Origin of the sequence: Rhizobium sp. LjRoot258, from assembly GCF_964254185.1 — a bacterium.
Classification (GTDB): domain Bacteria; phylum Pseudomonadota; class Alphaproteobacteria; order Rhizobiales; family Rhizobiaceae; genus Rhizobium.
Map to the genome: position 1 here is coordinate 1741970 of NZ_CAXUST020000001.1, position 24006 is coordinate 1765975.

Annotated in this window: 25 protein-coding genes; 11 read left to right on the forward strand and 14 right to left on the reverse strand. The window is 61.3% G+C overall.

Annotated features, from left to right (window positions below; all coding sequences use genetic code 11):
* The first annotated feature begins 29 nt into the window (after positions 1–29).
* The 3 genes from ACSQ9D_RS08725 to ACSQ9D_RS08735 are packed head-to-tail and all read left to right on the forward strand — an operon-like array spanning position 30 to position 2979.
* Positions 30–1166 carry an ABC transporter substrate-binding protein gene (locus ACSQ9D_RS08725; protein WP_436281898.1) on the forward strand — a complete coding sequence of 379 codons (1137 nt, stop codon included), beginning with the start codon at positions 30–32 and terminating at the stop codon, positions 1164–1166.
* Positions 1166–2233, forward strand: a complete 1068-nt coding sequence (locus tag ACSQ9D_RS08730; RefSeq protein WP_436281899.1) for a FecCD family ABC transporter permease — start codon at positions 1166–1168, stop codon at positions 2231–2233. Before ACSQ9D_RS08725 ends, ACSQ9D_RS08730 begins: the two co-directional genes overlap by 1 nt.
* Positions 2227–2979, forward strand: a complete 753-nt coding sequence (locus ACSQ9D_RS08735) for an ABC transporter ATP-binding protein (RefSeq protein ID WP_436281900.1) — start codon at positions 2227–2229, stop codon at positions 2977–2979. The genes ACSQ9D_RS08730 and ACSQ9D_RS08735 overlap by 7 nt, the downstream gene beginning before the upstream one ends.
* A gap of 33 nt (positions 2980–3012) precedes the next feature.
* Here the strand turns inward: ACSQ9D_RS08735 and ACSQ9D_RS08740 are convergent, their stop codons facing one another.
* From ACSQ9D_RS08740 to ACSQ9D_RS08755, 4 genes are all read right to left on the reverse strand, one after another.
* Positions 3013–3837 (reverse strand): ABC transporter ATP-binding protein, encoded by an 825-nt coding sequence (locus ACSQ9D_RS08740; protein WP_436281901.1) that lies wholly within the window; start codon positions 3835–3837, stop codon positions 3013–3015.
* Positions 3838–3847: 10 nt separating this feature from the next.
* Positions 3848–4684, reverse strand: coding sequence for an ABC transporter permease subunit (locus tag ACSQ9D_RS08745; protein ID WP_037119310.1), 837 nt, complete (start codon positions 4682–4684; stop codon positions 3848–3850).
* Between the two features lie 102 nt (positions 4685–4786).
* Complete coding sequence (ssuD, locus tag ACSQ9D_RS08750) at positions 4787–5962, reverse strand: FMNH2-dependent alkanesulfonate monooxygenase (protein ID WP_436281902.1); 1176 nt, start codon at positions 5960–5962, stop codon at positions 4787–4789.
* A 30-nt stretch (positions 5963–5992) separates the two neighbouring features.
* A complete protein-coding gene (locus ACSQ9D_RS08755) occupies positions 5993–6958 on the reverse strand; it encodes an aliphatic sulfonate ABC transporter substrate-binding protein (RefSeq protein ID WP_436281903.1) in 966 nt (321 codons plus the stop codon).
* Between the two features lie 249 nt (positions 6959–7207).
* On the opposite strand from ACSQ9D_RS08755, the gene ACSQ9D_RS08760 reads away from it, so the two are divergent.
* Both ACSQ9D_RS08760 and ACSQ9D_RS08765 read left to right on the forward strand, forming a co-directional pair.
* A complete protein-coding gene (locus ACSQ9D_RS08760; protein WP_436281904.1) occupies positions 7208–8077 on the forward strand; it encodes an NAD(P)-dependent oxidoreductase in 870 nt (289 codons plus the stop codon).
* Positions 8074–8775, forward strand: a complete 702-nt coding sequence (locus tag ACSQ9D_RS08765) for a DNA alkylation repair protein (RefSeq protein ID WP_436281905.1) — start codon at positions 8074–8076, stop codon at positions 8773–8775. Before ACSQ9D_RS08760 ends, ACSQ9D_RS08765 begins: the two co-directional genes overlap by 4 nt.
* A 64-nt stretch (positions 8776–8839) precedes the next feature.
* On the opposite strand, the gene ACSQ9D_RS08770 is transcribed toward ACSQ9D_RS08765, so the two are convergent.
* Positions 8840–9829: a substrate-binding domain-containing protein gene (locus ACSQ9D_RS08770; protein WP_436281906.1), complete on the reverse strand. Its 990-nt coding sequence runs from the start codon at positions 9827–9829 to the stop codon at positions 8840–8842.
* 46 nt (positions 9830–9875) lie between these two features.
* Complete coding sequence (locus tag ACSQ9D_RS08775) at positions 9876–10856, reverse strand: NAD-dependent epimerase/dehydratase family protein (RefSeq protein ID WP_436281907.1); 981 nt, start codon at positions 10854–10856, stop codon at positions 9876–9878.
* A gap of 213 nt (positions 10857–11069) precedes the next feature.
* On the opposite strand from ACSQ9D_RS08775, the gene ACSQ9D_RS08780 reads away from it, so the two are divergent.
* Positions 11070–11813, forward strand: coding sequence for an ATP-binding cassette domain-containing protein (locus tag ACSQ9D_RS08780; RefSeq protein WP_436283796.1), 744 nt, complete (start codon positions 11070–11072; stop codon positions 11811–11813).
* 35 nt (positions 11814–11848) lie between these two features.
* Positions 11849–12847: an ABC transporter permease gene (locus tag ACSQ9D_RS08785; RefSeq protein WP_436281908.1), complete on the forward strand. Its 999-nt coding sequence runs from the start codon at positions 11849–11851 to the stop codon at positions 12845–12847.
* 30 nt (positions 12848–12877) lie between these two features.
* Here the strand turns inward: ACSQ9D_RS08785 and ACSQ9D_RS08790 are convergent, their stop codons facing one another.
* From ACSQ9D_RS08790 to ACSQ9D_RS08800, 3 genes are all read right to left on the reverse strand, one after another.
* On the reverse strand, positions 12878–13366 hold the full coding sequence (locus ACSQ9D_RS08790; protein WP_024312846.1) for an Lrp/AsnC family transcriptional regulator: 489 nt from the start codon (positions 13364–13366) through the stop codon (positions 12878–12880).
* A 67-nt stretch (positions 13367–13433) separates the two neighbouring features.
* Complete coding sequence (locus ACSQ9D_RS08795) at positions 13434–14084, reverse strand: uracil-DNA glycosylase family protein (RefSeq protein ID WP_436281909.1); 651 nt, start codon at positions 14082–14084, stop codon at positions 13434–13436.
* Positions 14078–14614 carry a thermonuclease family protein gene (locus ACSQ9D_RS08800; protein ID WP_436281910.1) on the reverse strand — a complete coding sequence of 179 codons (537 nt, stop codon included), beginning with the start codon at positions 14612–14614 and terminating at the stop codon, positions 14078–14080. The genes ACSQ9D_RS08795 and ACSQ9D_RS08800 overlap by 7 nt, the downstream gene beginning before the upstream one ends.
* A 106-nt stretch (positions 14615–14720) precedes the next feature.
* Here ACSQ9D_RS08800 and ACSQ9D_RS08805 point away from each other — a divergent pair, with 106 nt between their 5' ends.
* Entirely contained in the window at positions 14721–16256 is a 1536-nt protein-coding gene (locus tag ACSQ9D_RS08805; RefSeq protein WP_436281911.1) for a sensor histidine kinase, read from the forward strand.
* A 664-nt stretch (positions 16257–16920) separates the two neighbouring features.
* Here ACSQ9D_RS08805 and ACSQ9D_RS08810 read toward each other — a convergent pair.
* Positions 16921–17301: a diacylglycerol kinase gene (locus ACSQ9D_RS08810; RefSeq protein ID WP_436281912.1), complete on the reverse strand. Its 381-nt coding sequence runs from the start codon at positions 17299–17301 to the stop codon at positions 16921–16923.
* 119 nt (positions 17302–17420) lie between these two features.
* Complete coding sequence (cobT, locus tag ACSQ9D_RS08815) at positions 17421–18437, reverse strand: nicotinate-nucleotide--dimethylbenzimidazole phosphoribosyltransferase (RefSeq protein WP_436281913.1); 1017 nt, start codon at positions 18435–18437, stop codon at positions 17421–17423.
* A gap of 138 nt (positions 18438–18575) precedes the next feature.
* On the opposite strand from cobT, the gene ACSQ9D_RS08820 reads away from it, so the two are divergent.
* The 3 genes from ACSQ9D_RS08820 to ACSQ9D_RS08830 are packed head-to-tail and all read left to right on the forward strand — an operon-like array spanning position 18576 to position 20290.
* Entirely contained in the window at positions 18576–19358 is a 783-nt protein-coding gene (locus tag ACSQ9D_RS08820; RefSeq protein WP_436281914.1) for an adenosylcobinamide-GDP ribazoletransferase, read from the forward strand.
* 18 nt (positions 19359–19376) lie between these two features.
* Complete coding sequence (locus ACSQ9D_RS08825) at positions 19377–19592, forward strand: DUF1289 domain-containing protein (RefSeq protein ID WP_436281915.1); 216 nt, start codon at positions 19377–19379, stop codon at positions 19590–19592.
* Positions 19589–20290: a TIGR02281 family clan AA aspartic protease gene (locus tag ACSQ9D_RS08830; RefSeq protein ID WP_436281916.1), complete on the forward strand. Its 702-nt coding sequence runs from the start codon at positions 19589–19591 to the stop codon at positions 20288–20290. The genes ACSQ9D_RS08825 and ACSQ9D_RS08830 overlap by 4 nt, the downstream gene beginning before the upstream one ends.
* A 30-nt stretch (positions 20291–20320) precedes the next feature.
* Here ACSQ9D_RS08830 and ACSQ9D_RS08835 read toward each other — a convergent pair whose 3' ends face one another.
* The 3 genes from ACSQ9D_RS08835 to ACSQ9D_RS08845 all read right to left on the reverse strand — a co-directional run bounded on the left by ACSQ9D_RS08835 (position 20321) and on the right by ACSQ9D_RS08845 (position 23727).
* Positions 20321–21082, reverse strand: a complete 762-nt coding sequence (locus tag ACSQ9D_RS08835; protein WP_436281917.1) for an ABC transporter permease — start codon at positions 21080–21082, stop codon at positions 20321–20323.
* Entirely contained in the window at positions 21079–22005 is a 927-nt protein-coding gene (locus tag ACSQ9D_RS08840) for an ABC transporter ATP-binding protein (protein WP_024312857.1), read from the reverse strand. Before ACSQ9D_RS08840 ends, ACSQ9D_RS08835 begins: the two co-directional genes overlap by 4 nt.
* Before the next feature lie 390 nt (positions 22006–22395).
* Positions 22396–23727, reverse strand: coding sequence for an extensin family protein (locus ACSQ9D_RS08845; RefSeq protein WP_436281918.1), 1332 nt, complete (start codon positions 23725–23727; stop codon positions 22396–22398).
* Positions 23728–24006 lie beyond the last annotated feature (279 nt).

The following is a 24006-nucleotide window of genomic DNA, read 5'->3' on the forward strand; positions in this document are numbered from 1 at the left end:
GTTCGTTTCTGCTTCAAATAGAGGTCTCCATGCGACTCACGACACTCCGGCACGTTGCCGCCCTTTCGCTGGCGCTCCTGACCACCCCCGTCCTGTCAGCGCAAATCACCGATGTCACCGGCCGCACGGTCGAGATCGACATGCCCGCCAAGCGTGTCATCGTTGGCGAGGCGCGTCAGATCCATGTGATCGCAGCGCTCAAGGGTGAGCAGACCTTCGACACCATCGTCGGTTGGCGCGACGATCTCATCAAGAAGGACCCCGACAGTTACAAAGCCTACGCCGAACGTTTCCCGCAGATCGAGAAACTACCGCGTTTCGGCTATGTGCCCCAGGGCGATTTCAGCCTCGAAACAGCGATCTCGTTGTCGCCTGATGTCATCACGCTCAATCTCGAATCGGAAAAGTCCGCAAAGGAAAGCGGTTTCGAGGAGAAGGCGGCCGCCGCGGGCATCAGGGTCGTCTATCTCGATTTCCGAATTGATCCGGACAAAAACAGCGAGGTTTCGATCGAGCTTCTCGGCAAGCTCTTCGGCGCGGAAGAGCGGGCCAAGGCGTTCGTCGCCTATCGCCGCGCCGAGATTGCGCGCGTGACCGACAGATTTGCGACCGTCGAGGATCTCAAGCGGCCAGGCGTCTTCATCGAACGCGCGCCCGGCATTTCCGGCGAAAACACGTGCTGCCGCACCTTCGGCCCGGTCAATTTCGGCGCCATGGTCGAACAGGCTGGCGGCCACAATGTTGCTGCCGACCTCATCAAGACAACATTCGGCGATCTCAATCCCGAACAACTCGTCATCTCGGATCCGGAGCATGTCATCGTTACCGGATCAAACTGGGCAGCCGAATCCGATATCAACCAGTTCGTGCCCGTTGGGCGCGGCGCGGATATGACGCTGGCGCGCGAGAGGCTGGCAAATCTCATGACACGCACGCCATTTCCCGAGTTGAAGGCTGTGAAGAGCGGCAACGTGCATGCCGTCTGGCATCAGTTCTATGGCGCGCCCTACGAGTTCTTCCCGATTCAGCAATTCGCCAAGTGGTTTCACCCGGATCTCTTCGCCGATCTCGATCCCGAAGCCAACTTCGCGGAATTCCACAGGAAGTTCCTGCCGGTGACGTACAAGCCGGGCTATTTCGTTTCTCTTGAAAAAGGCTCCAACTGATGGCCTCATTCAGTCAGGTCCAGGTTGAGACAACGGGGCGCGAGCAATATCGCGCCCTTGCGTTTCGCCGTATCCTCATCCTTGTCGCGCTCACCGCGGCGCTCTGTTTCAGCATCTCGGCCGATATGGCGCTCGGGCCTGCCAACTATACGCTTTCGGACGTGCTGTCGGCGCTCTTTGATCCCGCCGCGGCAGCCAACCAGCTTCGGGTCATCATCTGGGATATCCGCATGCCGATTGCCTTGATGGCGGTGACCGTCGGTGCCTCGCTTTCCGTGGCGGGTGCGCAGATGCAGACGATCCTTTCAAATCCGCTGGCAAGCCCCTTCACGCTGGGCATTTCCGCCGCCGCGAGCTTCGGCGCCGCTCTGGCACTTGTCGGCGGCGTTGCGATCTTTCCGGGCGCGATCGAATACATGGTGCCGCTGAATGCATTCCTGATGGCGATGGCGGCCGCGCTCTTCATCCACTTCGCCTCGACCATGCGCGGCGTGAGCGTCGAAACGATCGTGCTCCTCGGCATTGCGCTCGTCTTCACCTTCAATGCCGCACTGTCGCTGCTGGAATACCTCGCCTCCGAACAGGCGCTGGCCGCCGTCGTTTTCTGGACGATGGGCAGCCTGACTAAGGCCACTTGGGCGAAGGTCTATTTCACCGCCGCGGTGCTTGTTGTCACTGTGCCGCTGTTCATGCGACAGGCCTGGGCGCTGACCGCCCTGCGGCTCGGGGACGACAAGGCCGCCAGTCTCGGCATCAACGTCCACCGGCTGCGCCTGCAAACGATGATGATCGTCAGCCTTCTGGCCGCCATCCCGGTGTCGTTCGTCGGCACGATCGGCTTCGTCGGGCTCGTCGGCCCGCATATCGCCCGCATGGTTGTAGGCGAAGATCAGCGCTTCTTCCTGCCGGGTTCGGTCATCTGTGGCGCACTTCTCCTGTCGGTGACATCGGTCGTCAGCAAGATCCTGATCCCAGGGGCGATCCTGCCGATTGGCGTCATCACGGCACTTGTCGGCGTACCCTTCTTCTTCATTCTCATCTTCAGCAACAGGAGGCGCGCATGGTAGCGCTTGCCCTCGCAGACGTCGGCGCCGCCTACGGGCGCATGACCGTTCTATCGAACGTGAGCATCGACGATCTGAAAGGCGGCAGCGTCACCGCCATCATCGGCCCCAACGCTGCCGGCAAGTCGACGCTGTTCAAGCGGATTGCTTGCCTGGTGAAAGGTCCTGGACTGGTCGAGCTTTCCGACACCGATCGCGGATCGCGAACGATCTGCTACATGCCGCAGGATACGGGCGCCAATGCCGTCCTGACCGTGTTTGAATCGATCCTTCTGTCGGCCAAGCAAGGAGGCGGCTGGCGGGTCGCCGACGACGAGCTTGATGGCATCGATGAGATCCTGAAGGCCCTGCGTATCGAAAACCTCGCCTTCCGCGGCCTCGGCGAACTGTCCGGAGGTCAGCGTCAGCTCGTGTCCCTCGCGCAGGCATTGGTCCGCAAGCCTGAAGTGCTGCTGATGGATGAGCCGACCTCTGCACTCGATCTCCACAGACAGGTCGAAGTACTGAGCTTTATCGCCGACCTTGCCCGCCGCAATGGAATGATCGTGCTGATCGCTCTCCACGACCTCAATCACGCGCTGCGCTATTGTGAGAACACGATCGTCATTGCCAGTGGCATGATGGCGGCGAGCGGGCCGACGTCGCACGTCATCACAGACGCCATGCTTCGCGACATCTACAAGATCAACGCCCGCGTCGAGCGGTGCTCGCAGGGCACACCGATGGTGATCGTCGACGGCGCGATCTGAGTTTCGCCAGTCGGACGTCACGAACGGTTCAGTTCAGTGAGCGGTGTCCGTCCCCAGGATCGCTGCGAGCAGTCGCCCTTCGAGTTCGGCAAGCTCCGGGTTGCCGTGGCGGCGCGGGTGCGGGTAAGGGATCGCCAGGTCAAGCGCAACGCGCCCCTCGTCCAGGACGATGACACGATCGGCAAGATGCACCGCCTCGCTGACATCATGCGTGACCAGCACCGCGGTAAAGCCCAGCTCGCGCCATACGCGATTGAGCAGTTCCTGCATGCTGATCCGCGTCAGTGCGTCGAGTGCGCCGAGCGGTTCGTCCAGCGCCAGGACGCCGGGCTTGCTCACAAGTGCCCGCGCCAGCGCGACACGCTGCCGTTGGCCACCTGAAAGACGAGTCGGCCATTCCTTCACCTTCTCGGCAAGCTGTACCTCACCCAGTGCCGCCTCGACCTGAGCTTCGGCGACCTGCTTGTCGATCCCGTCACCGAGCCCGACCGCCACATTTTCGGCGACGCTCAGCCAGGGGAGCAGACGAGGCTCCTGAAACACGATCCGGGCGTTCGCTTCGGCGTCCGCGCCATCGGGGTTTTCGAAATGCAGTTCGCCGCTCGTCGGCTCGTCGAGCCCCATCAGGATCCGCAGCAGCGTACTCTTGCCGCAACCGCTCTTGCCGATAACGGCGACGAACTGGCCAGCCGGAATGTGGAGGTTGATCCCGCGCAGCACGCGGTTGCTGCCGAAGCTTTTCTCAAGTCCCTTGAGCGTGATTGCCGCAGCCCCGGTGCCGGCCGGCGTCGCACGATCGGTTTGGTATTCAACTTCATCCGCAGCCCCTTGAAAACGCTCGTGCGCGATGATGGTCATGGCGCCTCTCCTACTTTTGGTAAACCGGGTTCCATTTGAGCGCCCGGCGCTCCAGGGCACGGGCAACGACATCGGCAAGCTTGCCGAGAACGGCGTAGATCACCAAGGCCAGCACGACCACGTCGGTCATCATGAATTCGCGGGCGTTGTTCGCCATGTGACCGATGCCTGATGAAGCCGCGATCGATTCAGACACGATCAAGGTCAGCCACATGATGCCGAGCGCATAGCGCAGGCCGACGAAGATCGACGGCAGCGCGCCGGGGAAGATCACTTTCCGGAACAAGGTCCAGCTTCCCATCCCATAGACCCCGCCCATCTCGATCAGATCGCGGTCGACGTTGCGAACGCCGTGATAGGTGTTGAGATAGACCGGAAAAAGCACGCCGAGAGAGGTCAGGAATAACTTCGATTCTTCGCCGATCCCAAACCAGAGGATGACCAGCGGGATCATGGCGAGATGCGGGATCGTGCGCAGCATCTGCAGTGTCGTATCCGTCAGTTGCTCCGAGACTTTCGAGACGCCGTTGGCGATGCCGAGGAGGAAACCGATCGAGCCGCCGACCAGCAATCCCGCAAAGGCGCGGGCGGCGCTCACCAGAATATCATGCGGAAGCTGCCCGGTGACGGTCGTCGACCAGAAGGCGGCGGCGACGTCGACAGGTGACGGCATGATGCGAGAGGAGATCCAGCCGACTGACGAGGCCAGCTGCCAGGCGGCAATGATTGCCACCGGCACGAGGAAGGGAAACACCTTGTCGCGCCCCGGAAGCGAGACCCGGAGGCTTCCCTTGCGTTCAGCGCGCTCGGTCAGCGCCCGCCCGATCGGCGTATCGAAAGTCGACATGAAGATTTTCCTCGCTTCTGCGTGCACTACCTAGCTTCCGGAGCCGGTGCATTCCCCTATGAAAATGCGCCGCCCGACAGCGGGGCGGCGCCAATCGGCGGATCAGGAGCCGGAGACCACTTTTAGGTTTCCGCCATGGCTGCCGCCGCCGAAGACCTGATGCTTGCCGAAATCGGTCTGGAAGCCGTGTCGCTGCTCTTGGCGTGTGATCCCGAGTTCGGGGAACAGCAGCTCGGCAACACGGTAGGCCTCCTCGAGATGCGGATAGCCGGATCCGATGACGGTATCGATACCGACATCCTGATATTCGCGCAGGCGCGCCGCCACTGTCGCCGGCGAGCCGACCAGTGCCGTCCCTGCCCCAGCGCGCACTAGGCCGACACCGGCCCACAGGTTCGGCGAGACCTCCAGCTTTTCCCGGCGACCGCCGTGCAATGCCGCCATGCGCTTCTGGCCGACAGAATCGGATTCCTTGACGAAGCGCTCCTGCGCCTCGCGGATCGTCTGATCGTCGAGTTTCGAGATCAGGCGATCGGCCGCTGCCCATGCCTCCTCGTCCGTTTCGCGGACGATGAAATGCAGGCGAATGCCGAAGCTGACCTCGCGCCCCTTTCGCGCGGCAGCGGCGCGCACCTTTTGAACCTTTTCGGCAACCTGTGCCGGCGGCTCGCCCCAGGTCAGGTACTTGTCGACGCGACCGACCGAGAAATCGATGCCGGCGTCCGACGAACCACCGAAATAGAGCGGAGGACGCGGGTTCTGGACGGAGGGGAAGCCAAGGCGCGCATTGGTCGCCTTGATGTACTTGCCGTCGTAGCTCGCGGTGCCTTTTTCAAGCAGCTCTTCAAAAACGGTGAAGAATTCATCGGCATGGGCATAGCGCTCGTCATGCGCGAGATGAATGCCGTCGCCTGCAAGTTCTGCCGGACTGCCGCCGACGACGATGTTGAGCAGCAGGCGCCCGTTCGAAATACGATCGAGCGTCGTCGCTAGGCGCGCGTAATATGCCGGCGAGGCGGTGCCAGGACGGATTGCCACCAGGAACTGCAGCTTCTCGGTCTTGGCGGCAAGTGCTGCGGCCGTTACGAAGGATTCTTCGCAGGCCACCCCCGTCGGCAGCAATACACCAGAATAGCCCAGACGATCGGCTGCCTGGGCAATCTGCGTGAGATAGCCGATCTCTGGAGCGCGCGTCTGTTCGTTCGAGCCAAGATAGGCGCCATCCCCCGAGGTCGGGATGAACCAGAGAAAATTGATAGGATCGTGTTTGCCGGTCATGGATCTGATGCCTTCTAGTCGGAATTGAAATCAGCTTGCCTTCGCACGCCAGACGATATCGCCGGTCTTCAGCTGCTTCGGGACGATGCCGAGCTTGTAGAACTCATCGGCCAGCGCCTGCTGGTAGGCCGCAGCGGAGTCCGTAATTCCCGATACGCTGCCGAGATCGGCGCCGGCACGCGTGAGCGTCACGCGCGTTACCTCCGGCGGCACGCCGGTGATTTCTGAGAGCTCCTTGACTGTCGCTTCGAGATTGCTCTGTGCGGACCGGCCGACCTGTGCAAGTTCGTCAAGCACGTCGACGATGACCTGTCCGTTCGCATCGGTGAACTCGGCATTCGCAAGAAAGAAGCTGTAGGAGTCGACAATGCCCTCGGCTGTCGTCAGAACCCGAGTTTCGGGATCGGCCTGAGCAATGGCCAGATACGGATCCCAGATCGACCAAGCATCGATGCTGCCGTTCTTGAAAGCAGCGGCGGCGTCCGGCGGGCTGAGATCCAGACCCTCGATATCTTCCGGCGTCAGGCCAGCCTTGCGCAAAGCCTTCACCGTTACATTGTGGGCGCTCGAACCGCGCTTGAAGGCGACCTTCTTGCCCTTCAGGTCTTCCAGCGTCTGGATCGGCGAATCTTTTCGGACAAGGATTGCCGAGCCGGCGGAACTGCCCCGATAGAGCCCCACATAGTAGAGGTGGCCACCGGCCGCCTGGGCGAAAAGCGGCGGCACGTCGCCCGTTGCACCGAAATCGAGCGCACCTGCGCCGAGCGCCTCCAGCAGCGGCGGACCGGAGGTGAATTCCGACCAAGTGACGGTGATGCCTCTGTCGGCGAGCCGCTTTTCCAACGCGCTGCGCCGCTTGGCCAAAGCGAGTACCCCGTTCTTCTGCCAGCCGATGCGGAACTCGGATGCTGCTGCACGCGCGCCTTTGATGCCCGGCAATAATGCCGTGGCCGCAGCCGCGCCGAAAAGCCCCAGTGTTTGACGTCGTGAAATCACAGTTGTTCCTCCTTGGAAGTCGGCAGGTCTCACCGCCCCAATGTTTCGATATTCCAATTCTGATAAACTCTATAAACTCGATCGACATTATATTTATTATCTTTGTGCGTTTGCGGGATTATCCCGACCAGTATTCGCCCCTTTCGGGGAAAATTCTTCCGGTGCGAGGTCACTGGCGGCCCCGGCGGCTTTTCGCGCGCCGTGCTTTCGGCTAATCCTCGTGCCCTGCAATCGCGAAAGGATAGGCACATGGCAAAAGTCGCATTCATCGGTCTCGGCGTGATGGGGTTTCCCATGGCGGGCCACCTCAAGGTGAAGGGCGGCCATGACGTCACGGTCTATAACCGGACCGCAGGAAAGGCCGCCGCCTGGGCGGAGAAATTCGGCGGCAAGTCTGCCCCCACGCCCGCGGAAGCCGCAAAGGATGCGGATTTCGTCTTTACCTGCGTCGGCAATGACGATGATCTGCGCTCAGTGACAATGGTCGAGAACGGCGCTCTCGAGACGATGAAGCCGGGTGCGATCCTGATCGACAATACGACCGCGAGCGCAGAAGTCGCCCGCGAGCTTTATGCCGCGGCGAAAGACAAGGGCTGTGGCTTTATCGACGCCCCGGTTTCCGGCGGGCAGGCCGGTGCCGAAAACGGCGTTCTGACTGTCATGTGCGGCGGCGATGAAGCCACGTTCGAGAAGGCGAAGCCGGTGATCGATGCCTACGCCCGCATGGTCGGCCTCATGGGACCGGCCGGCGCCGGTCAGCTGACCAAGATGATCAATCAGATCTGCATCGCCGGTCTCGTCCAGGGGCTGGCGGAAGGAATTCATTTCGGCAAGCGCGCCGGCCTCGACATCGAGAAGGTTGTCGAGGTTATCTCCAAGGGTGCTGCCGGCTCTTGGCAGATGGAGAACAGGCACAAGACGATGAACGCGGGCAAGTACGACTTCGGCTTCGCCATCGATTGGATGCGCAAGGATCTCGGGATCGTCTTCAACGAAGCGCGCCGCAACGGCGCGAAGCTGCCTGTCACCGCCCTTGTCGACCAGTTTTACGGCGACGTACAGGCCATGGGCGGTAACAGATGGGATACGTCCTCGCTGTTGGCTCGACTCGAGAAATGATCGGTCCTTCCTCCAGCGCCGCGGAGCTGATTGCGCATCTGCAGGCCTTGCGCTCGGAGGAAAATATCGCCGGTATGGCCCGTTTCGGTATCGTCACCGAAACGGCGCTCGGAATCTCCAATCCAGACCTCCAAAAGATCGCCAGAGCAGCGAAGCGAAACCACGCGCGAGCCCTCGAGCTTTGGCAGAGCAACATCCGCGAGGCGCGTCTGCTCGCACTCTATACGGCGGAACCGAAGAAGCTCACACCAGATATCGCGAGAAGCTGGGCCGATGATTTCGACTCGTGGGAAATAGTCGATTGCGCGGCCGATCTTTGCGTCGAGGCCCGCATCGAGGCACTCGTCCCCGAATTCGCAGCCGATGATCGGGAGTTTGTCCGGCGAACCGCCTTCGCGATGATGGCAGGTGCTGCCGTTCATTTGAAGCAAGAGCCGGACGAGACGTTGCTGGCATGGCTTCCGCTCATAGCGGCACATGCTGCCGACCCGCGCAATTTCGTGCGCAAGGCAGTGAACTGGGCGCTGAGAAACATCGGCAAACGCAACCTCCGCTGTCATGGTCGCGCGCTGGCACTTGCCGAGAGCCTTGCCGCATCGCACGACCGGACCGCGCGCTGGATCGGCAAGGATGCAGTCCGGGAACTGACCAGCGAGAAGGTCGTCGCTAGACTGGAGCGGACAGCGGCGGCACAGTGATCGCCCATTCGTCCGTCAAAGCAGCGGGCGGACGAACTTCGCCCACCCACTGTCCCTCTGCCAGCTATTTCTGGATGCAGGTATCGACCGTATCCTTCGTGCACTCATCGAGGCCGGTGAAAACAGGATCCTCGACCGGCTTGCCGGCGATCAGATCCATCATCACCGATGGTGCCTTGTAGCCCATCTCGAATGGCCGCTGACCGACAAGTGCCGTCACGAGGCCTTCCTTGGCGATGGCGACTTCATCGCCGATCGTGTCGGCCGCACCGATGACGAACTCGTTCTTGCCAATCTTCTCAGCCATCGGCTTGAACAGGTCGCGATAGGGCTGCGGCGCGCCGAACAGCGGCCAGCCGCCCATGATGCCGAAGGCATCGAGGTCGGTGTTGGCGGCAAGAATATCGGTCATCGCCTGCACGCCCGTGGCGCCGTTGTCGTTCGTGAAGACCGGGCAACCGGCAACTTCGGTCCACCCGCCCTCGCCTTTCAGCTCGGCCAGGCCTTTCTGGCCGGTCAGGGTGTCACGCATCCCCTGAGCGCGGCGCAGGATATTGTCGGCGCCAGGATTGCCTTCGATCGTGCAGATCTTGCCGCCCTTCGGCTTTGCCTTCTTGATGTATTCGCCGATGCGTGCGCCCATCAGATAGTTGTCGGTGCCGAGATAGGTCTTGCGCAGTGCTGAGTCTTCTGCCGCAAGGTCGGCGTCGAGCGTCATGACAGGGACTTTAGGGCTTGCCGTTCTCAGCGTCTGTGCGATCAGTTTGGCATTCGACGGTGAAATGGCGATAGCCGCCGTTTCCGCTTTGCCCAATACATCCTGAACGATTTGCGCCTCGCCGGCTTCATCGGAGGTCGATGCAGGACCGGTGTAGAAGCATTCATATTCGGAGTCCGGATTTTCCTTGTTCCACTTCTGGCAACCTTGGTTAATCGCCTCGAAGAACGGGTTGTCGAGGCCCTTCACCACGATGACCAACTGTTTCTTGGCCGCCAGGGCCTGTCCGGCCGTCAGCGCCAGCACCGCGGCTGTAAGCAATAATGCCTTCCTCATAGTTACCTCCCATTGAAAATGGCGGACGCCATCGCCCGCCACATGATCAACCCGGATACCAGACGATGCGAGGATCCTCCTCCGAACGCACATACCCCCAGGCCGAGTCGATAAGCATTTCCGGATCGTAGACGGGCCGCCATCCAAGCAGGTACTTCGCCTTGCTGTTGTCCATCCAGTTCGAATGGAATTGGCTCGGTATGTCGACCGAGCCGAGCTCGCGCGTCCGCGCAAGGTGGGCGGCAACCTCACCGTAGTCGACGGGTCGGTCCATGCAAATGTTGAACAGCTGACCTTTGGCGCGCGGATTGTCGAGCGCGGCAAGGATCGCGGAGACGAGGTCGTCGACGTGAACGAAATTGCGCTTCAAGGGCCTGCCGTCAGCATCACGCAACAGCGGAACCGCGTGCTCCCGCGCATAGCGTTCCGCGTCAGCCCGCGGCACGAGCGCCTTCCAGTCTGGCCCGCCGAAAACGTCGTCGCCGAACGACAATGTGAACTTGAAGTCGTCCTTCTCCATGATCCAGGGCGCACGCAGGCAGCAGCCATTGATGCCGTACTGGATTTGGAACTGCACCAGCATCACCTCCTCCAGCACCTTCGACAGCGCATAGCAGCCGGGATAGGCCTGGTGCGGCGTCGCTTCAGTGATTGGCGCTTCATGGCGATAGAAGAAGTGCCCGATCCCCGCATCACCGCCGATGAGAATGAATTGGCGCGCAGTGGCACTCGTTCTGAAGCCCTCGAGAAGCCAGAAAAGTCCCTTGACGGTGACGTCCATGATGTCGTCCGGTGTCTCCTTGCACGTCGCGAGATGCACGACATGCGTGACATCAGCGAGCGCATTCGTCACCGCCTCGCGATCGCTGATCGAGCCGCGCACCGCCTCGACACGCTCGGTTTCCGGGCACAAGCGATTATGACAAAGCGCGCGAATGCGCGCCTTTGAAAATCGCGGATCGTCGAGCAGCCCAGCAATGAAGTGCTGCCCGACCTTGCCCGTTGCACCGGTGACAAGGATCAGCATGCTCTCCTCCAACAACAGCTAATATACAGACACTTCCGCGCGTCAACGAAATTGTACTACAAAACGAATAATTGTAGCGGAGACCGCAAATTAGCGACATCCGATTGACGGTTTCGCGTGGTTCTGGATAAATGTCGAGAGCGCTCGCGGGGAGGAAACTGGCGGGCGAAATCGCGGCTCGAGAAGGGGTCGCCGCTTTGGGAGGCTAGACGGCTGGTGGCAGTTCTCGAGCTCGCCAACATCTCAAAACATTTCGGCGCCATACAGGCGGTCAACGACGTTTCGTTTTCGCTCGAGGCGGGAGAGGTCGTGGGCTTGATGGGCGACAACGGCGCCGGCAAGTCGACGCTCGTGAAAATGATTGCCGGCAATTTCCGCCCAAGCCACGGAACGATGCAGCTTGATGGTCAAGACCTCATTCTGCACAAGCCGGTTGAAGCCCGGCAGCGCGGCATCGAGATCGTCCACCAGGACCTGGCGCTCTGCAACAATCTGACGGCTGCCGCCAATGTGTTCCTAGGCCGAGAAATCCGCCGCGGGTTCGGGCCCCTGCGCATTCTCGACTACAAGACGATGTACAGGCGCGCCGGCGAGATCTTCAGGGAACTGAAATCGGAGACGCGCCCGCGAGACCTGGTCAAGCAGATGTCGGGCGGCCAGCGCCAGGCGGTCGCGATCGCCCGCACCATGCTGGCGGAGGCAAAGCTCGTGCTCATGGACGAGCCCACCGCCGCCATCTCCGTGCGCCAGGTTGCCGAGGTTCTTGCCCTCATCCGCCAACTGCGCGATCGTGGCATCGCCGTCATTCTGATCAGCCACCGCATGCCTGATGTCTTCTCGGTTGCTGACCGTGTGATCGTCATGCGGCGCGGGCGCAAGGTTGCCGACAAGCCGATCGCGGCGAGTTCGCCGGAGGAAGTCACGGGGCTCATAACGGGCGCAATCGAACAAGTGTGATCCGTACCCGGTCCTAACGTAAGCGAAGGTCGACCATGGCAATAACCCTCGATCAGACGATAGCGCAAAAGCAACGCAGCTGGTTCTCATCCGTATTTGCGAGCCAGACCTTCTGGGTCCTCATTGCCGTCGTTCTCGCCTGTATCTTCCTGTCCTTTGCGACGAGCTCCTTCGCCACACCCGCCAACCTTTACAACATCACCCGCAACGTCACCTTCATCGCGATCATCGCCCTCGGCATGACGCTGGTCATCATCACGGGCGGCATCGACCTCTCGGTCGGTTCGGTCCTTTGCCTCTGTAGCATGGTGCTGGCGGTTACCATGCATGCCGGCTACGGCATCGGAACGGGCATTGCAGCCTCGATTGGCACAGCGCTGGTGGTCGGCGCGTTCAATGGCATCCTGATCGCCTATCTCGGTTTCCCGCCCTTCGTCGTCACGCTCGGCATGTTGTCGATTGCCCGCAGCCTCGCGATGGTGGCCTCCAACAATACCGTCGTCTTCCAGTTTGGCCCGGATCACGACAAGCTGCTGGCGCTCGGCGGTGGCGCATGGCTCTTCGGCATCGCCAACCCGGTGCTATACATGGCAGTTCTGGCACTTCTGACCGGCTTTGTGCTGCGCTGGACGCGATTTGGTCGCTACGTCTTCGCCATTGGTGGAAACGAGCACGCCGCGACGCTGACCGGCGTGCCCGTCAGGAAGATCAAGGTCGCGATCTACATGATCTCGGCGTTGTCGGCCGGTGTTGCCGGCATCATCCAGACCGGCTGGCTTGGCGCCGTAACCACGAACATCGGCGCGGGCATGGAACTGCAGGTGATTGCCGCGGCCGTCATCGGCGGCGCCAATCTCGCCGGCGGCGTCGGCACCGCCTTCGGTGCCATCGTCGGCGCTGCCCTGATCGAAGTCATCCGAAACAGCCTTGGCTTGCTTGGTATCAACGCCTTCTGGCAGGGCACCTTCATCGGCGGCGCGATCGTTCTCGCGGTTCTTTTCGACCGGCTGAGAAACCTGCGGCAGAGCGAGTAGCAGAAGGCGCAGCGACCCGCGGCGTCCGCCTCAGTCCTCGTTCGACTTGGCGTTGTCGAGAATCATGTAATCGAGCGGCAGCTGCGTCGAATACTTGATCTGCTCCATGGCGAAGGTGGAAGACACGTCGCGGATCTCGATCTTCGCGATCATCCGCTTGTAGAAGGCGTCATAGGCGGCAATATCTGGCACGACCACGCGCAGCAAATAGTCCACGTCGCCGCTCATGCGATAGAACTCGACCACCTCGGGAAAATCGGCAACGACTTCCGAAAAACGCCGCAACCACTCGATCGAGTGCGTTGCCGTGCGGATCGACACGAAGACCGTGACCTTGGTGTTGACCTTTTCCGGATCAAGGATGGCGACGCGGCGCTTGATGACGCCATCCTCTTCCATCTTCTGGATGCGCCGCCAGCAGGGTGTCGTGGAAAGCCCGACCTTCTTGGCGAGATCGGCAACGGCCAAAGTCGAATCTTCCTGCAAAAGGCGCAGGATCTTGCGGTCAAGACGGTCCATACAGCAAAGCCCCTTCGAATTATTTTCTCTGTATAGCGCGATTCCGGCAGTTTAAAAGAATTTTGTTTCAGTCAATCAGGAGTTTCACGCGTTCCCGCAGAACTGGAAGCAGCTCCGCCTCGAACCACGGATTGCGCTTGATCCAGGCCGTGTTGCGCCAACTCGGATGTGGCAGCGGCAAAATTGCCGGTGAGCGCCGATGCGACAGCGTCGCCCGCCAGGCCCGCACTGTCTCGGTCATGTTTTCGCGGCGCTCGGTGCCCATGTGCCAGGCCTGCGCATATTGGCCGACCGCCAGCAGAAGTTCGATCTGCGGCATCGCCGAAATCGTCCTGCTTTGCCAGTGTGGTGCGCATTCGCGGCGCGGCGGCAGGTCGCTACCCTTGGCGTCATAGCCGGGGAAACAGAAGCCCATCGGCACGATGGCGAAGCGATCGCGGTCGTAAAACGTCTCCCAATCGACCTGCAGCCAGTCGCGCAGGCGATCGCCGGATGCATCGTTGAACGGAACGCCGGTCTCGTGAACCTTGAGGCCGGGCGCCTGCCCGGCGATCAATATCCTCGCCTTCGACGATATCACGGCGACTGGCCGCGGCTCATGCGGCAAACGAGCGACCGCCCCGCCAAGCGGCGCGTCACGACAGACGCGGCAGGCTGCAATCTCCTGTCGAAGAGCATCCAGCACCCACTCGTCCGGCGCGTTTTTCCCAATCACCATCCAAGCAACCCCATGATCCCACGAGCATCTGCGCGCGGCGCATGGTCGCGGACGCTGCGGGGCATCTCGAACGTGCCTGCCCAGATCCCGGCTTTCTCCCCCCGCGCCCGCGCTTCCTCGTCGCCATAGGCGCCATAGGATACCGCCATGCCCCTGCGCACCATTGCAGCGTTAAGATCGACGCCGCCGGAGGAACAGACGACAAGCAGACGATCGAAGCGGTCCCGCTCCGTCCCGCTGCACTGCGTATCTGCAGGCGCGACAAGAACCTGCAGTGCCCGCTTCGCCTCCTGCCCGCAGGCCCACGCGCTGCCTGCCCGTTCGCACCTCTGGCTGAGCTCCGGTGCATCGATGCCGTAAAGCCGCATTCGCTCCTTGCCGAGGTTCAGGCTGTCGCCGTCCGCCGCATGAAACTGGCCGGAATAAACCGTTTCGGCCCCGTCGTTCAGCTTGGCTGCAATCAGCCACAGGAATGCCAGCAGAGCCAACGCCGTCACGCCGTCGCGCATCACCCGCAAACCGCGCGTCACGCTTTCGCCTCCTTCAAAAACAAATCCTTGGCAAAGATGCCTAACATCATCTTAAGGATTGCGGTCTAGGGTGTAGACACCCGCGGATCAAGTTTCAACGTGCACAATGAGTACAGGCGTTAGCACATCGACCGATAAGAACATCGTCGACAAGTCACGCAGTCACCGGAACAAGCCTGTGTCGAAGGCTGTTCGGCTGACGCGGGAGCGCCTCCAGTCGAGCCACGCAGCAAGCGGCGCATTCGATCGCGACGTGCTCGTGATGTACATCAATGCTGTCCTCCAGGGCGCATCGATCGTACCGCTCTTCGTCATCATTATTGCCGCTCTCGGCGTCTACTTCACGGAAAACACGCAGATCTTTCTGTGGGCGTTGCTGACGCTGACGGCCCATGCCGCAAACGTGTTCCTCGCGCGACGCGCCCGCGGTCAGGAGATCAACGCGACAACAGCGCGCAAATGGCGCCGCGTTCTCTTGCTTGGGCAATTCATGGTTGGCTGCTGCTGGGCGGTGTTCGCCCTGCAGGACTGCACCGCATGCGAGCCCTCGAGCTTCCTGCTCTACAAGGGCGCCACGCTGCTCATTGCGCTCTCCGTCACGGCAATGTCGAACTTCATGCTGACGCCGTCGGTCCTCATAACCTTTGCACCTGTCGTTCTCGGATTGGTTGCCAAGGCCGGGCTCTCCCGCGAAATCCTCGAGATCAGCCTGACGGCCATCTTCACCACGACGGTGATCCTTTTCAACTACATCAGCGACCGGCTCTTCCAGTCCAACCTGAAGATCCTCGCATATCAGGCCGAGAAGGACGATCTGATCGCCGAGCTGGAAGTTGCAAAGTCTATGTCGGATGAAGCCCGTCGCCGGGCGGAGGAAGCGAACCTGGCAAAGTCCCGCTTCCTCGCCTCCATGTCGCATGAGTTGCGCACACCGCTTAACGCCATCCTGGGCTTCTCGGAGGTCATGTCTGCCGAGGTGATGGGGCCGCTCAACAACCCCACCTACAAGGAATACACCAGCGACATCCACCGCTCTGGCGAGCATCTGCTGAACCTGATCAATGAGATCCTCGACCTGTCGCGCATCGAGGCTGGCAAATACGAGCTCAGCGAGGACGCAATCTCGCTGCTGAACATATCGGAAGATTGCATCGGCATGGTGCAACTGCGCGCCCGCGGCAAGAACATCACCATCTCGCAGCAGTTCGAGGCCGAATTGCCTGCCGTCTGGGCAGACGAGAAATCGCTGCGCCAGGTTATCCTCAACCTGCTTTCGAACGCCGTGAAGTTCACGCCACAGGCGGGCGAGATCCACGTTAAGGTCGGCTGGACGGCAGGGGGCGGCCAGTACATCTCCATCAAGGACAACGGTCCCGGAATTCCGGAAGAAGAGATCCCTGTAGTCCTGTCGGCTTTCGGCCAGGGCTCGATCGCGATCAAGAGCGCAGAACAGGGCACCGGCCTCGGTCTGCCGATTGTTCAGGCGATCCTCGCCAAGCACGACGGCCAGTTCATCCTCAAGTCGAAGCTGCGCGAAGGCACCGAAGTCATAGCGATCCTGCCCGCCAAGCGCGTGCTGCAGACCGTCCCGGCCGTCGAGGACACGCCGGCGGTTTCCCGCAAGCGCCGGAGCTTTGCGTAGCCGTCCTTGTCGACGATCCGCTTCAAATCAGGGTCGTCTGTGAAGTCCTGCAGGTCATTGTCGATGCCGGTCGGATCGGTCAAGTTCTTGAGAGCTCGTCTGGCGGTCTGGCTGAGTTCTACGGCCTTGCGCCCAGCATGCAAGACAGCATCTCGCGTTGCCCCGCGCTCCTCGGCGGATGCATCGCTCGGCAAATGGTGATTCTTTTGGCCGTAGGCAGCAGGCCTTGGAAACCAATAGCGCGATAAATTGGCCGCCGGCGTGGCGGCGAGTTTGTTGCCCAGCAACAGCAGTGCTTGCAAATTGTCCTTCGCCACGACACGAGGGACGGAAAAGAGGACCCCAGCAATCCTGCGATCGCAATTCCCGCGAACACGATGAGCGCGCCGATCCCGAAACCGCCAAGCGGCCATCACCTTGCGCGAATCCCCAAAGGCAAGTGTTGCAACGGTTGCGCCCGCGCCCACTTGAAGGCGCAGCACCGCGTGCAGATTGCGCTCCGCGGCCTGGAACCGCTCATTGATTGGTTCGATCTTTCCGGAAAAACCGACATCGTATCCCCAGCTCTGCCCGAGGAAAGAATAGTCAGTCACATCTTGAGCGCACCCTCAAGATGAGCAAAACAACATACACAACCTAACGCTACTGCCGATTGCGGGCGCCGTCATCCGAACAGCAGATGCTTCCCGATCGTGAACACCAAGAACACGCCGCATGCGACGATCATGCAGACGACGGCGAAAGATCCGAGATCCTTGGCGTGCTTTCCAACCATCGAGATCTCGGGCGAAATCCTGTCGATGACTTCCTCGATCGCCGTGTTCAGCGCCTCGACAGCGAAGAGTGCGAGAAACAACACAGTGGCGATCATCAGCTCGGCGAGTGTCGCACCGACAGCGATCAGCAGGATCAGCGAAACCACGAAGAACAACAGTTCCTGCCGGAACGCAGCCTCCTTGATCAGCCGCCGGAAACCGCCGATCGAATAGCCGGCTGCTGCAAGGAAGTGGCTGATGCCAGTGAGTTTTGTCACGGCGGGTTTCATCAAGTGCCCTCGTTGTCCGTCAATGGCGGCCGTTGCCGCCATCAGTCAGAAATTGCGAATACCGGTTCACCGCCCCCGCGGCAAGAACTCTGTCATCAACCTGTCACAAACCCGAAAGCTCAGTGCTTGTTGCTGACGCCGGCCTGCGAGAACGTTGCCATGCCGGAATGGCAGGCCGCCGCTGCCTTGACGATCCCGGCCGCCAGCGCTGCTCCCGTCCCCTCGCCGAGCCGCATGCCGAGCGCCAGAAGCGGCGTCTTGCCGAGCATCTCGATGGCCCGCAGATGACCCGGCTCACCGGAGACGTGGCCGATCAGGCAGTGGTCGAGCGCCGAAGGATTGGCGGCCTTCAGGATGGCGGCGGCCGCCGTTGCGACATAGCCGTCGATCAATACCGGGATCCGCTCGACTCGCGCGGCAAGGATGGCTCCAGCCATCGCCGCGATTTCGCGGCCGCCGAGGCGGCGCATGATCTCCAGCGGATCGTCCAGGTGATCGCTGTGCAGCGCGACCGCCTTTTCGACAGCCGCAATCTTCCGCTCCAGCATCTCGCCTTCCGAGCCGGTTCCCGGACCGACCCAGTCGCGCGCCTTGCCGCCGTAAAGCGCATAGTTGATCGCCGCTGCGATCGTGGTGTTGCCGATTCCCATCTCGCCGATGCAGAGAAGATCGGTGCCGCCTGCGATCGCTTCCATGCCGAATGCCATGGTCGCCGCGCAATCGCGCTCCGACAACGCAGGCTCCTCGGTGATATCGCCGGTCGGGTAGTCGAGAGCGAGATCGAATACCTTCAGGCCGAGATCATAGGCCACGCAGATCTGGTTGATGGCCGCGCCGCCAGCCGCGAAATTCTCGACCATCTGCTGTGTCACGGCGGGCGGAAACGGCGTGACGCCCTGCCTAGTAACGCCGTGGTTGCCGGCGAAGATCGCCACCAACGGCCGGTTCACCGCCGGTGCCTTGCCCGTCCAAGCGGCAAGCCAGAACGCAATTTCCTCGAGCCGGCCGAGCGCGCCGGGCGGCTTCGTCAGCTGCGCATCGCGTTCGCGTGCGGCTGCAAGCGCCCTGGCATCCGGCCCCGGCAGATCGCGCAGAAGTGCCCGGAAATCATCGAATGGCAGGCCTGAGACGCTCATGAAGCGGTTTCCTTGTCTTGGTCGATAACTTGTCTTTTCGCTGCAAATCAGCTTCTTTCGTCGCCACTCTCTTAAAGGCAGCCGCGGAGACGAACAACTCCAAAAGCGCTGCATATGGTCGCGGGGTCGGGCTGCACGATGAACATTGGAAACTATGCGGCCGACGTCGCTCGCGCCGTTGCCTTTCTCAGCCGCATTCCGACGCCGTCGTCTGCCTTCGTCGAATTCAACGGCAAGCTTGACAGGGCCTCTCGCGCCTTCCCCGTCGCGGGCATTGTCATTGCACTCCTGCCCGCGCTTGTCTTCATGGTGATGCTCTGCCTGCATGCAGACCGGCTGATGTCGGCTTTCGCCGCGCTTGCCGTACAGGCGGCATTGACCGGCGCGCTGCATGAGGATGGCCTGGCCGACTGCGCCGACGGCCTCGGCGGCGGGCGTGACCGCGAGCATGCACTCTCGATCATGAAGGACAGCCGCATCGGCACCTATGGCGCAAGCGCCTTGATCCTGTCGTTTGCGCTTCGAGCAGCAGCACTCGCCGCAGTCGCACGTGCGGCGCCGCCCTTAGCCGCAGCACTCGCTATTCCGGCGATAGCCTGCATCAGCCGTGGCGCGCTTGTTTGGCACTGGCATCGGCTGCCATCGGCAAAACCCGATGGCCTGGCCGTCGCCGCGGGACAGCCGAGTGAAGGCACGATGCATATGGCGCTTGCCTCCGGCTGCCTTTTGTCGGCCCTATTGCTCTGGCCGAGCCTCGGCCTCCTGCCCCTCGTCTGCGCGCTTCTTGCCTGTGGCTTGTCGGTCATGGCCTTCACCCGGTTCGTCCGTCGCAAGCTCGCCGGACATACCGGCGACACGCTTGGCGCTGCGCAGCAGATTTCGGAAATCGCCGCCGTCTGCGCCCTTGCCATGGCTTTGTGAAACTTCGATATAGATTGCATGCAAACACCCTGCATCCATGTCTGCTCCATCGATCCGGAAACCGGCCTATGCATGGGTTGCGGCCGTACGCTTCCCGAGATCGGCGGTTGGATGTCCTTCTCCGACGAGGAACGCGCGCGGCTGATGACCCTATTGCCCGCGCGGCTTGCCGCAAGCCGACTGGCCATCCCATTACAGCCGACAACGCAGGTCACAGCGGAGCAGCGTGCATGAACCGTCTGACGATCGTCCTTGGGGTCCTTGGCCTGGGTCTCGCCGTACTCATATTCAGCGATGACACGAACCGAATCTTCGGCATGAGGACCGACGATTTCGGCCGCGTCGTCTATCTGCTTCCGATCGCGCTGATGCTGGCCGCCGGCGTCTGGGCACGGCGCACGAGCGCGAGTGAGACCCTGCGCAATTTGATGATCTGGCTTGTGCTGATCCTCGGTCTTGCGACCGTCTATCTGTATCGGCAGGAGGCGCTTGGCATCGGCAACCGCCTGCTCGCCGGCCTTGTCCCGGGCCGCGCAGTCGTCGTGACCACCAGCGAGGGCGGCGAAGAGGTGATCCTTCACAAGCTCCTGAACGGTCACTACGAGGCCTATGTCACGATCAACGGCCAGAGCATTTCGATGCTGGTCGACACGGGTGCCAGCATGATCGCGCTCTCCCGCGAGGACGCGGAGCGGGTCGGCATCATTCCCGAGAATCTCGATTATTCGATGAGTGTCATGACGGCCAACGGTCGCGCCCGCGCAGCCCGTGTGACGCTCTCCGAGGTCGCGATCGGCCCGATCATCCGTCATAACGTTCCTGCCAGCGTCGCGCAGGACGGAAAACTCGACCAGAGCCTCCTCGGTATGAGCTTCCTCTCCACCCTCGGGTCTCTGCAGATCCAGACGGACGAGCTGCGGATGCGAGACTAGGACGGCCCTTGGACCTCGCGCAGGTAGCAGCTAACTCCGCAGCCTGTATCCGGTCTTGAAGATCCACCCCAGCGTCCCCAAGCAAATCGCCAGGAAGATCGAGATCATCCCGAGGCTCACCAGCGGGTTGACGTCGGCAATGCCGAAGAAGCTCCAGCGGAAGCCGCTGACGAGATAGAGCACCGGATTGAAGTGGCTCACCGCCTGCCAGAACGGCGGTAACATGCTGATCGAATAGAAGCTGCCACCAAGGAAGGTCAGCGGTGGCACGACGAGCATGGGGATCAGGTTCAGCTGTTCGAAGTTGGTCGCCCAGATGCCGATCATGAAACCGAACAGGCTGAAGGTGATCGCCGTCAGCAAGAAGAACAGGACCATCATCACCGGATGCTCGATCCTCACATCCACGAATATATTCGCCGTCAACAGGATGATCACCCCGATCATCAGCCCCTTTGTCGCCGCGGCGCCGACATAGCCGAGCAGGATTTCGCTCATGGCCACCGGCGCCGACAATACCTCGTAAATCGTGCCGGTGAATTTCGGGAAGTAGATCCCGAAGGATCCGTTGCTGATGCATTGGCCAAGCAGCGTCAGCATGATGAGCCCCGGTGTGATGAAGGCGCCGTAGGAAACGCCCTCCACCTCTTGGATCCGCGAGCCGATCGCCGCGCCGAAAACGATGAAATAGAGCGATGTCGAAATGACAGGCGAAACGACGCTCTGCAACAGCGTCCGGCGTGTGCGCGCCATTTCGAAGAAGTAGATGGATTTGATGGCTTCGACGTTCATTTCGCTCCTCCCACGAGCGCCACGAAGATGTCTTCCAGCGAGCTCTGCTGCGTCGAAAGATCCTTGAAGTGAATATTGTGCTCGCCGAGCCGCGTCAGCAGCGTGGCGACACTCTCCTGCTCGTTCTGGGCATCGAAATCGTAGATCAGTCGGCTGCCGTCTGCGGCGAGTGACAGACCGTTGCCGGCAAAACGGTCCGGTAGCTCCTGCAGTGGCTCGTTCAATTCGAGAATGAGCTGTTTGCGGCCAAGTTTCGCCATCAGTGCCGTCTTGTCTTCCACCAGCAGGAGCTCCCCGCCGTTGATGACGCCGACGCGATCGGCAATCTCTTCTGCCTCTTCGATGTAGTGCGTGGTCAGGATGATCGTGACTCCGGAGCGCCGCAGCTTTTCGACGACGTGCCACATGTCCTTGCGCAGCGTCACATCGACGCCGGCGGTGGGCTCGTCGAGGAAGAGGATTTCCGGCTCATGCGACAGCGCCTTGGCAATGAGCACGCGCCGCTTCATGCCGCCCGACAGTTGCCGCAGCATGTTGTCCTTCTTGTCCCACAGCGAAAGGTCGCGGAGCACTTTCTCGATATGCGCCGGATCGGATCGCTTGCCGTGTAGCCCACGCGAGAAGCTGACCGTATTCCACACCGTCTCGAACTGGTCCGTGGTCAGCTCCTGGGGAACGAGGCCGATCAAAGAGCGCGTCGCCCGGAAATCCTTGACCACGTCATGACCGTCAACGGTCACTGTGCCGCCACTCGGATTGGCAATACCACAGACAATCGAGATCATCGTCGTCTTGCCCGCGCCGTTCGGTCCGAGCAAGGCCAGAATCTCGCCCCGCTCGACGTCAAGGTCGATACCCTTGAGCGCTTGAAATCCGTTGGCATAAGTCTTGGTGAGATTTCGGATGGAAATGATCGGGGCCATGAAGGGCTCTTCTGACGTCTGCGGCGGGAGTTGCTGGGGCGCTATATATCCGCTTTGAGTAGTTTTGACATCCCGGCACAGATGAACAGAGTATTCACTTGCGTGAAAACGCGTCTGAGAGAAAAAACCATTCGCGCCTGTGGAAAACTCCAAAGCGGCAAGATGTCATCAACCGGTGATATTTCTCAGCCATAAAGACGGCGAGGCAAGCAACCGCTCTCCGTCCCGCCGCACCCCCTGCGGAGAGCCGCCTGAGCGATCTCGTTACGCTCCCTTTGCTTCCTCGACATGCAGTGAAGTGTATCCAGTCATCACATGCCTTGACCCGGCCGGGCGGCGCCGCCCAAGCCGCGTTCGCCTTGGGCCGGCTTTCGGGCCGGCCTTTCCTTTTCAATCGCAGTAGACTTTACCGCTCTGGCGTGCCCGCAGATCGAAGTGGAAATGGTTCCAGTGCTCCGGATTGCTGCCGGGTCCGAGCACCGTATTGAAATACTTGCAACTGTCGCTGCGCACGGCCTGCAACAGTCGGCCCTCCCGGAACGAGAACAGCCCTTTCTTGCGCACGTCGATCGCGTGACCACTCTTCAGGACGAATTTGCCGACATCGATTGCGTTGCCGCGGGCATGCTCGGACATCGGATTGTAGCGCTGCCGGCTGTTGTTCATGCGGCGGCAACTATATCCGCCGAGAGGCTGAATGGTCTTGATGCCGGACCAGTAGCGAAAGCGGGCGGAAGGCGCGAGTTCGTTCTTGACCCATTTGGCGAAGGCGAGCGTCACCTGGCAATTCAGTGTCACCGCTGGCCGGACGCCGATATTGCCCGAAAGGCCCTGCAGGGAAATCGGGTACGGCACCTGGCAGGCGGGCCCGTTCGAGATCGGCGGCTTCTCGGAATAGAGGACGCCCATCCGCTTCAATTCGCGACGGCAGGCAAGCTCCGAGGCCGGCATCACGCTCGGATCCGCGGGGGCGGCCGGTTCACTCATCATCGGCGCGGTCGGGTTGTTGGGTCGCAGCATGGCGACCTGCTGTTCCCCGTTCTCTTCCGGCACGCGCGCCGGCGCGACCACCGGCCTTCCATCGGTCCACACAGGCGCGTTGCCCATCTGCGCCTGCGCGGCCGGCGCGGGGATGCGCCCGCGGTTGAGCTGGGTGGGATTGTCGGTACCGATGCCATCGACAACGGGCTGATCCGACTGGCCCTCGGCGATCTGTTGCTGTTGCTCCTCGGCAAGACCGACGACGGGCTCGGCTCCAAGTTCAGCGTCCATATTGACGCCCCCTGCAGGCACGGCGAGCTGCTGCGTGCCGCCCCAGGTCGAAGGCTGGTTGCGAAGAGAGACGGCCGCGCCCTGTGCGCCCGCCATTGCCTCGTCGCTATCGATCATCGGCAGTCGCCCGGCCTGCGCAGGTGCCTGAAGCGTTTGCGATTGGCTCTGGGCGCGGCGTTGTCCCGTTCCGGCAAGATTGGGCGTGTTGAGGTAGTCGACGGATCCGGCAGCATCACTGAGCGGTGCATTTGCTGCCGGATAGGCCTGCTCACTCGGTGCCATCTGCATCCGCGCCGGGGGCGCGCGACGCTCAGGCGCAGAGATCGACCCCACCCGTGTGCCATTGTCTACGTCGCCGGGCGGAATAAGGCCATCGGTCGAACACGTTACCAGTGCTGTCGAGAGCAGCACTGGCAGCACGCATTGCCGAAGAATGGAAACAAACGCCATGCTCTCATCGCTTCCGAGGAACGGCAGGGATCTAAAACTTAAGCCGAAATTTAATGAAGAACGGTGAACGAAAGCTTACCTGGATTCCTGCCGCCGACGTCTTAAGCCCGATATAGAGTCGGAACAGCACACGCAGGCCCGAGGGAGAAACGCTTGCCCGGACGCGCAGATGTTCCGGTTTGGGCATCGTTTCGTTCGACAACGCAACTTGCTGCACAATGCACAGAACGAAATCTTAAGTCATTCCAACGATTGTAGGATTTGGATCGTCAACCGTTG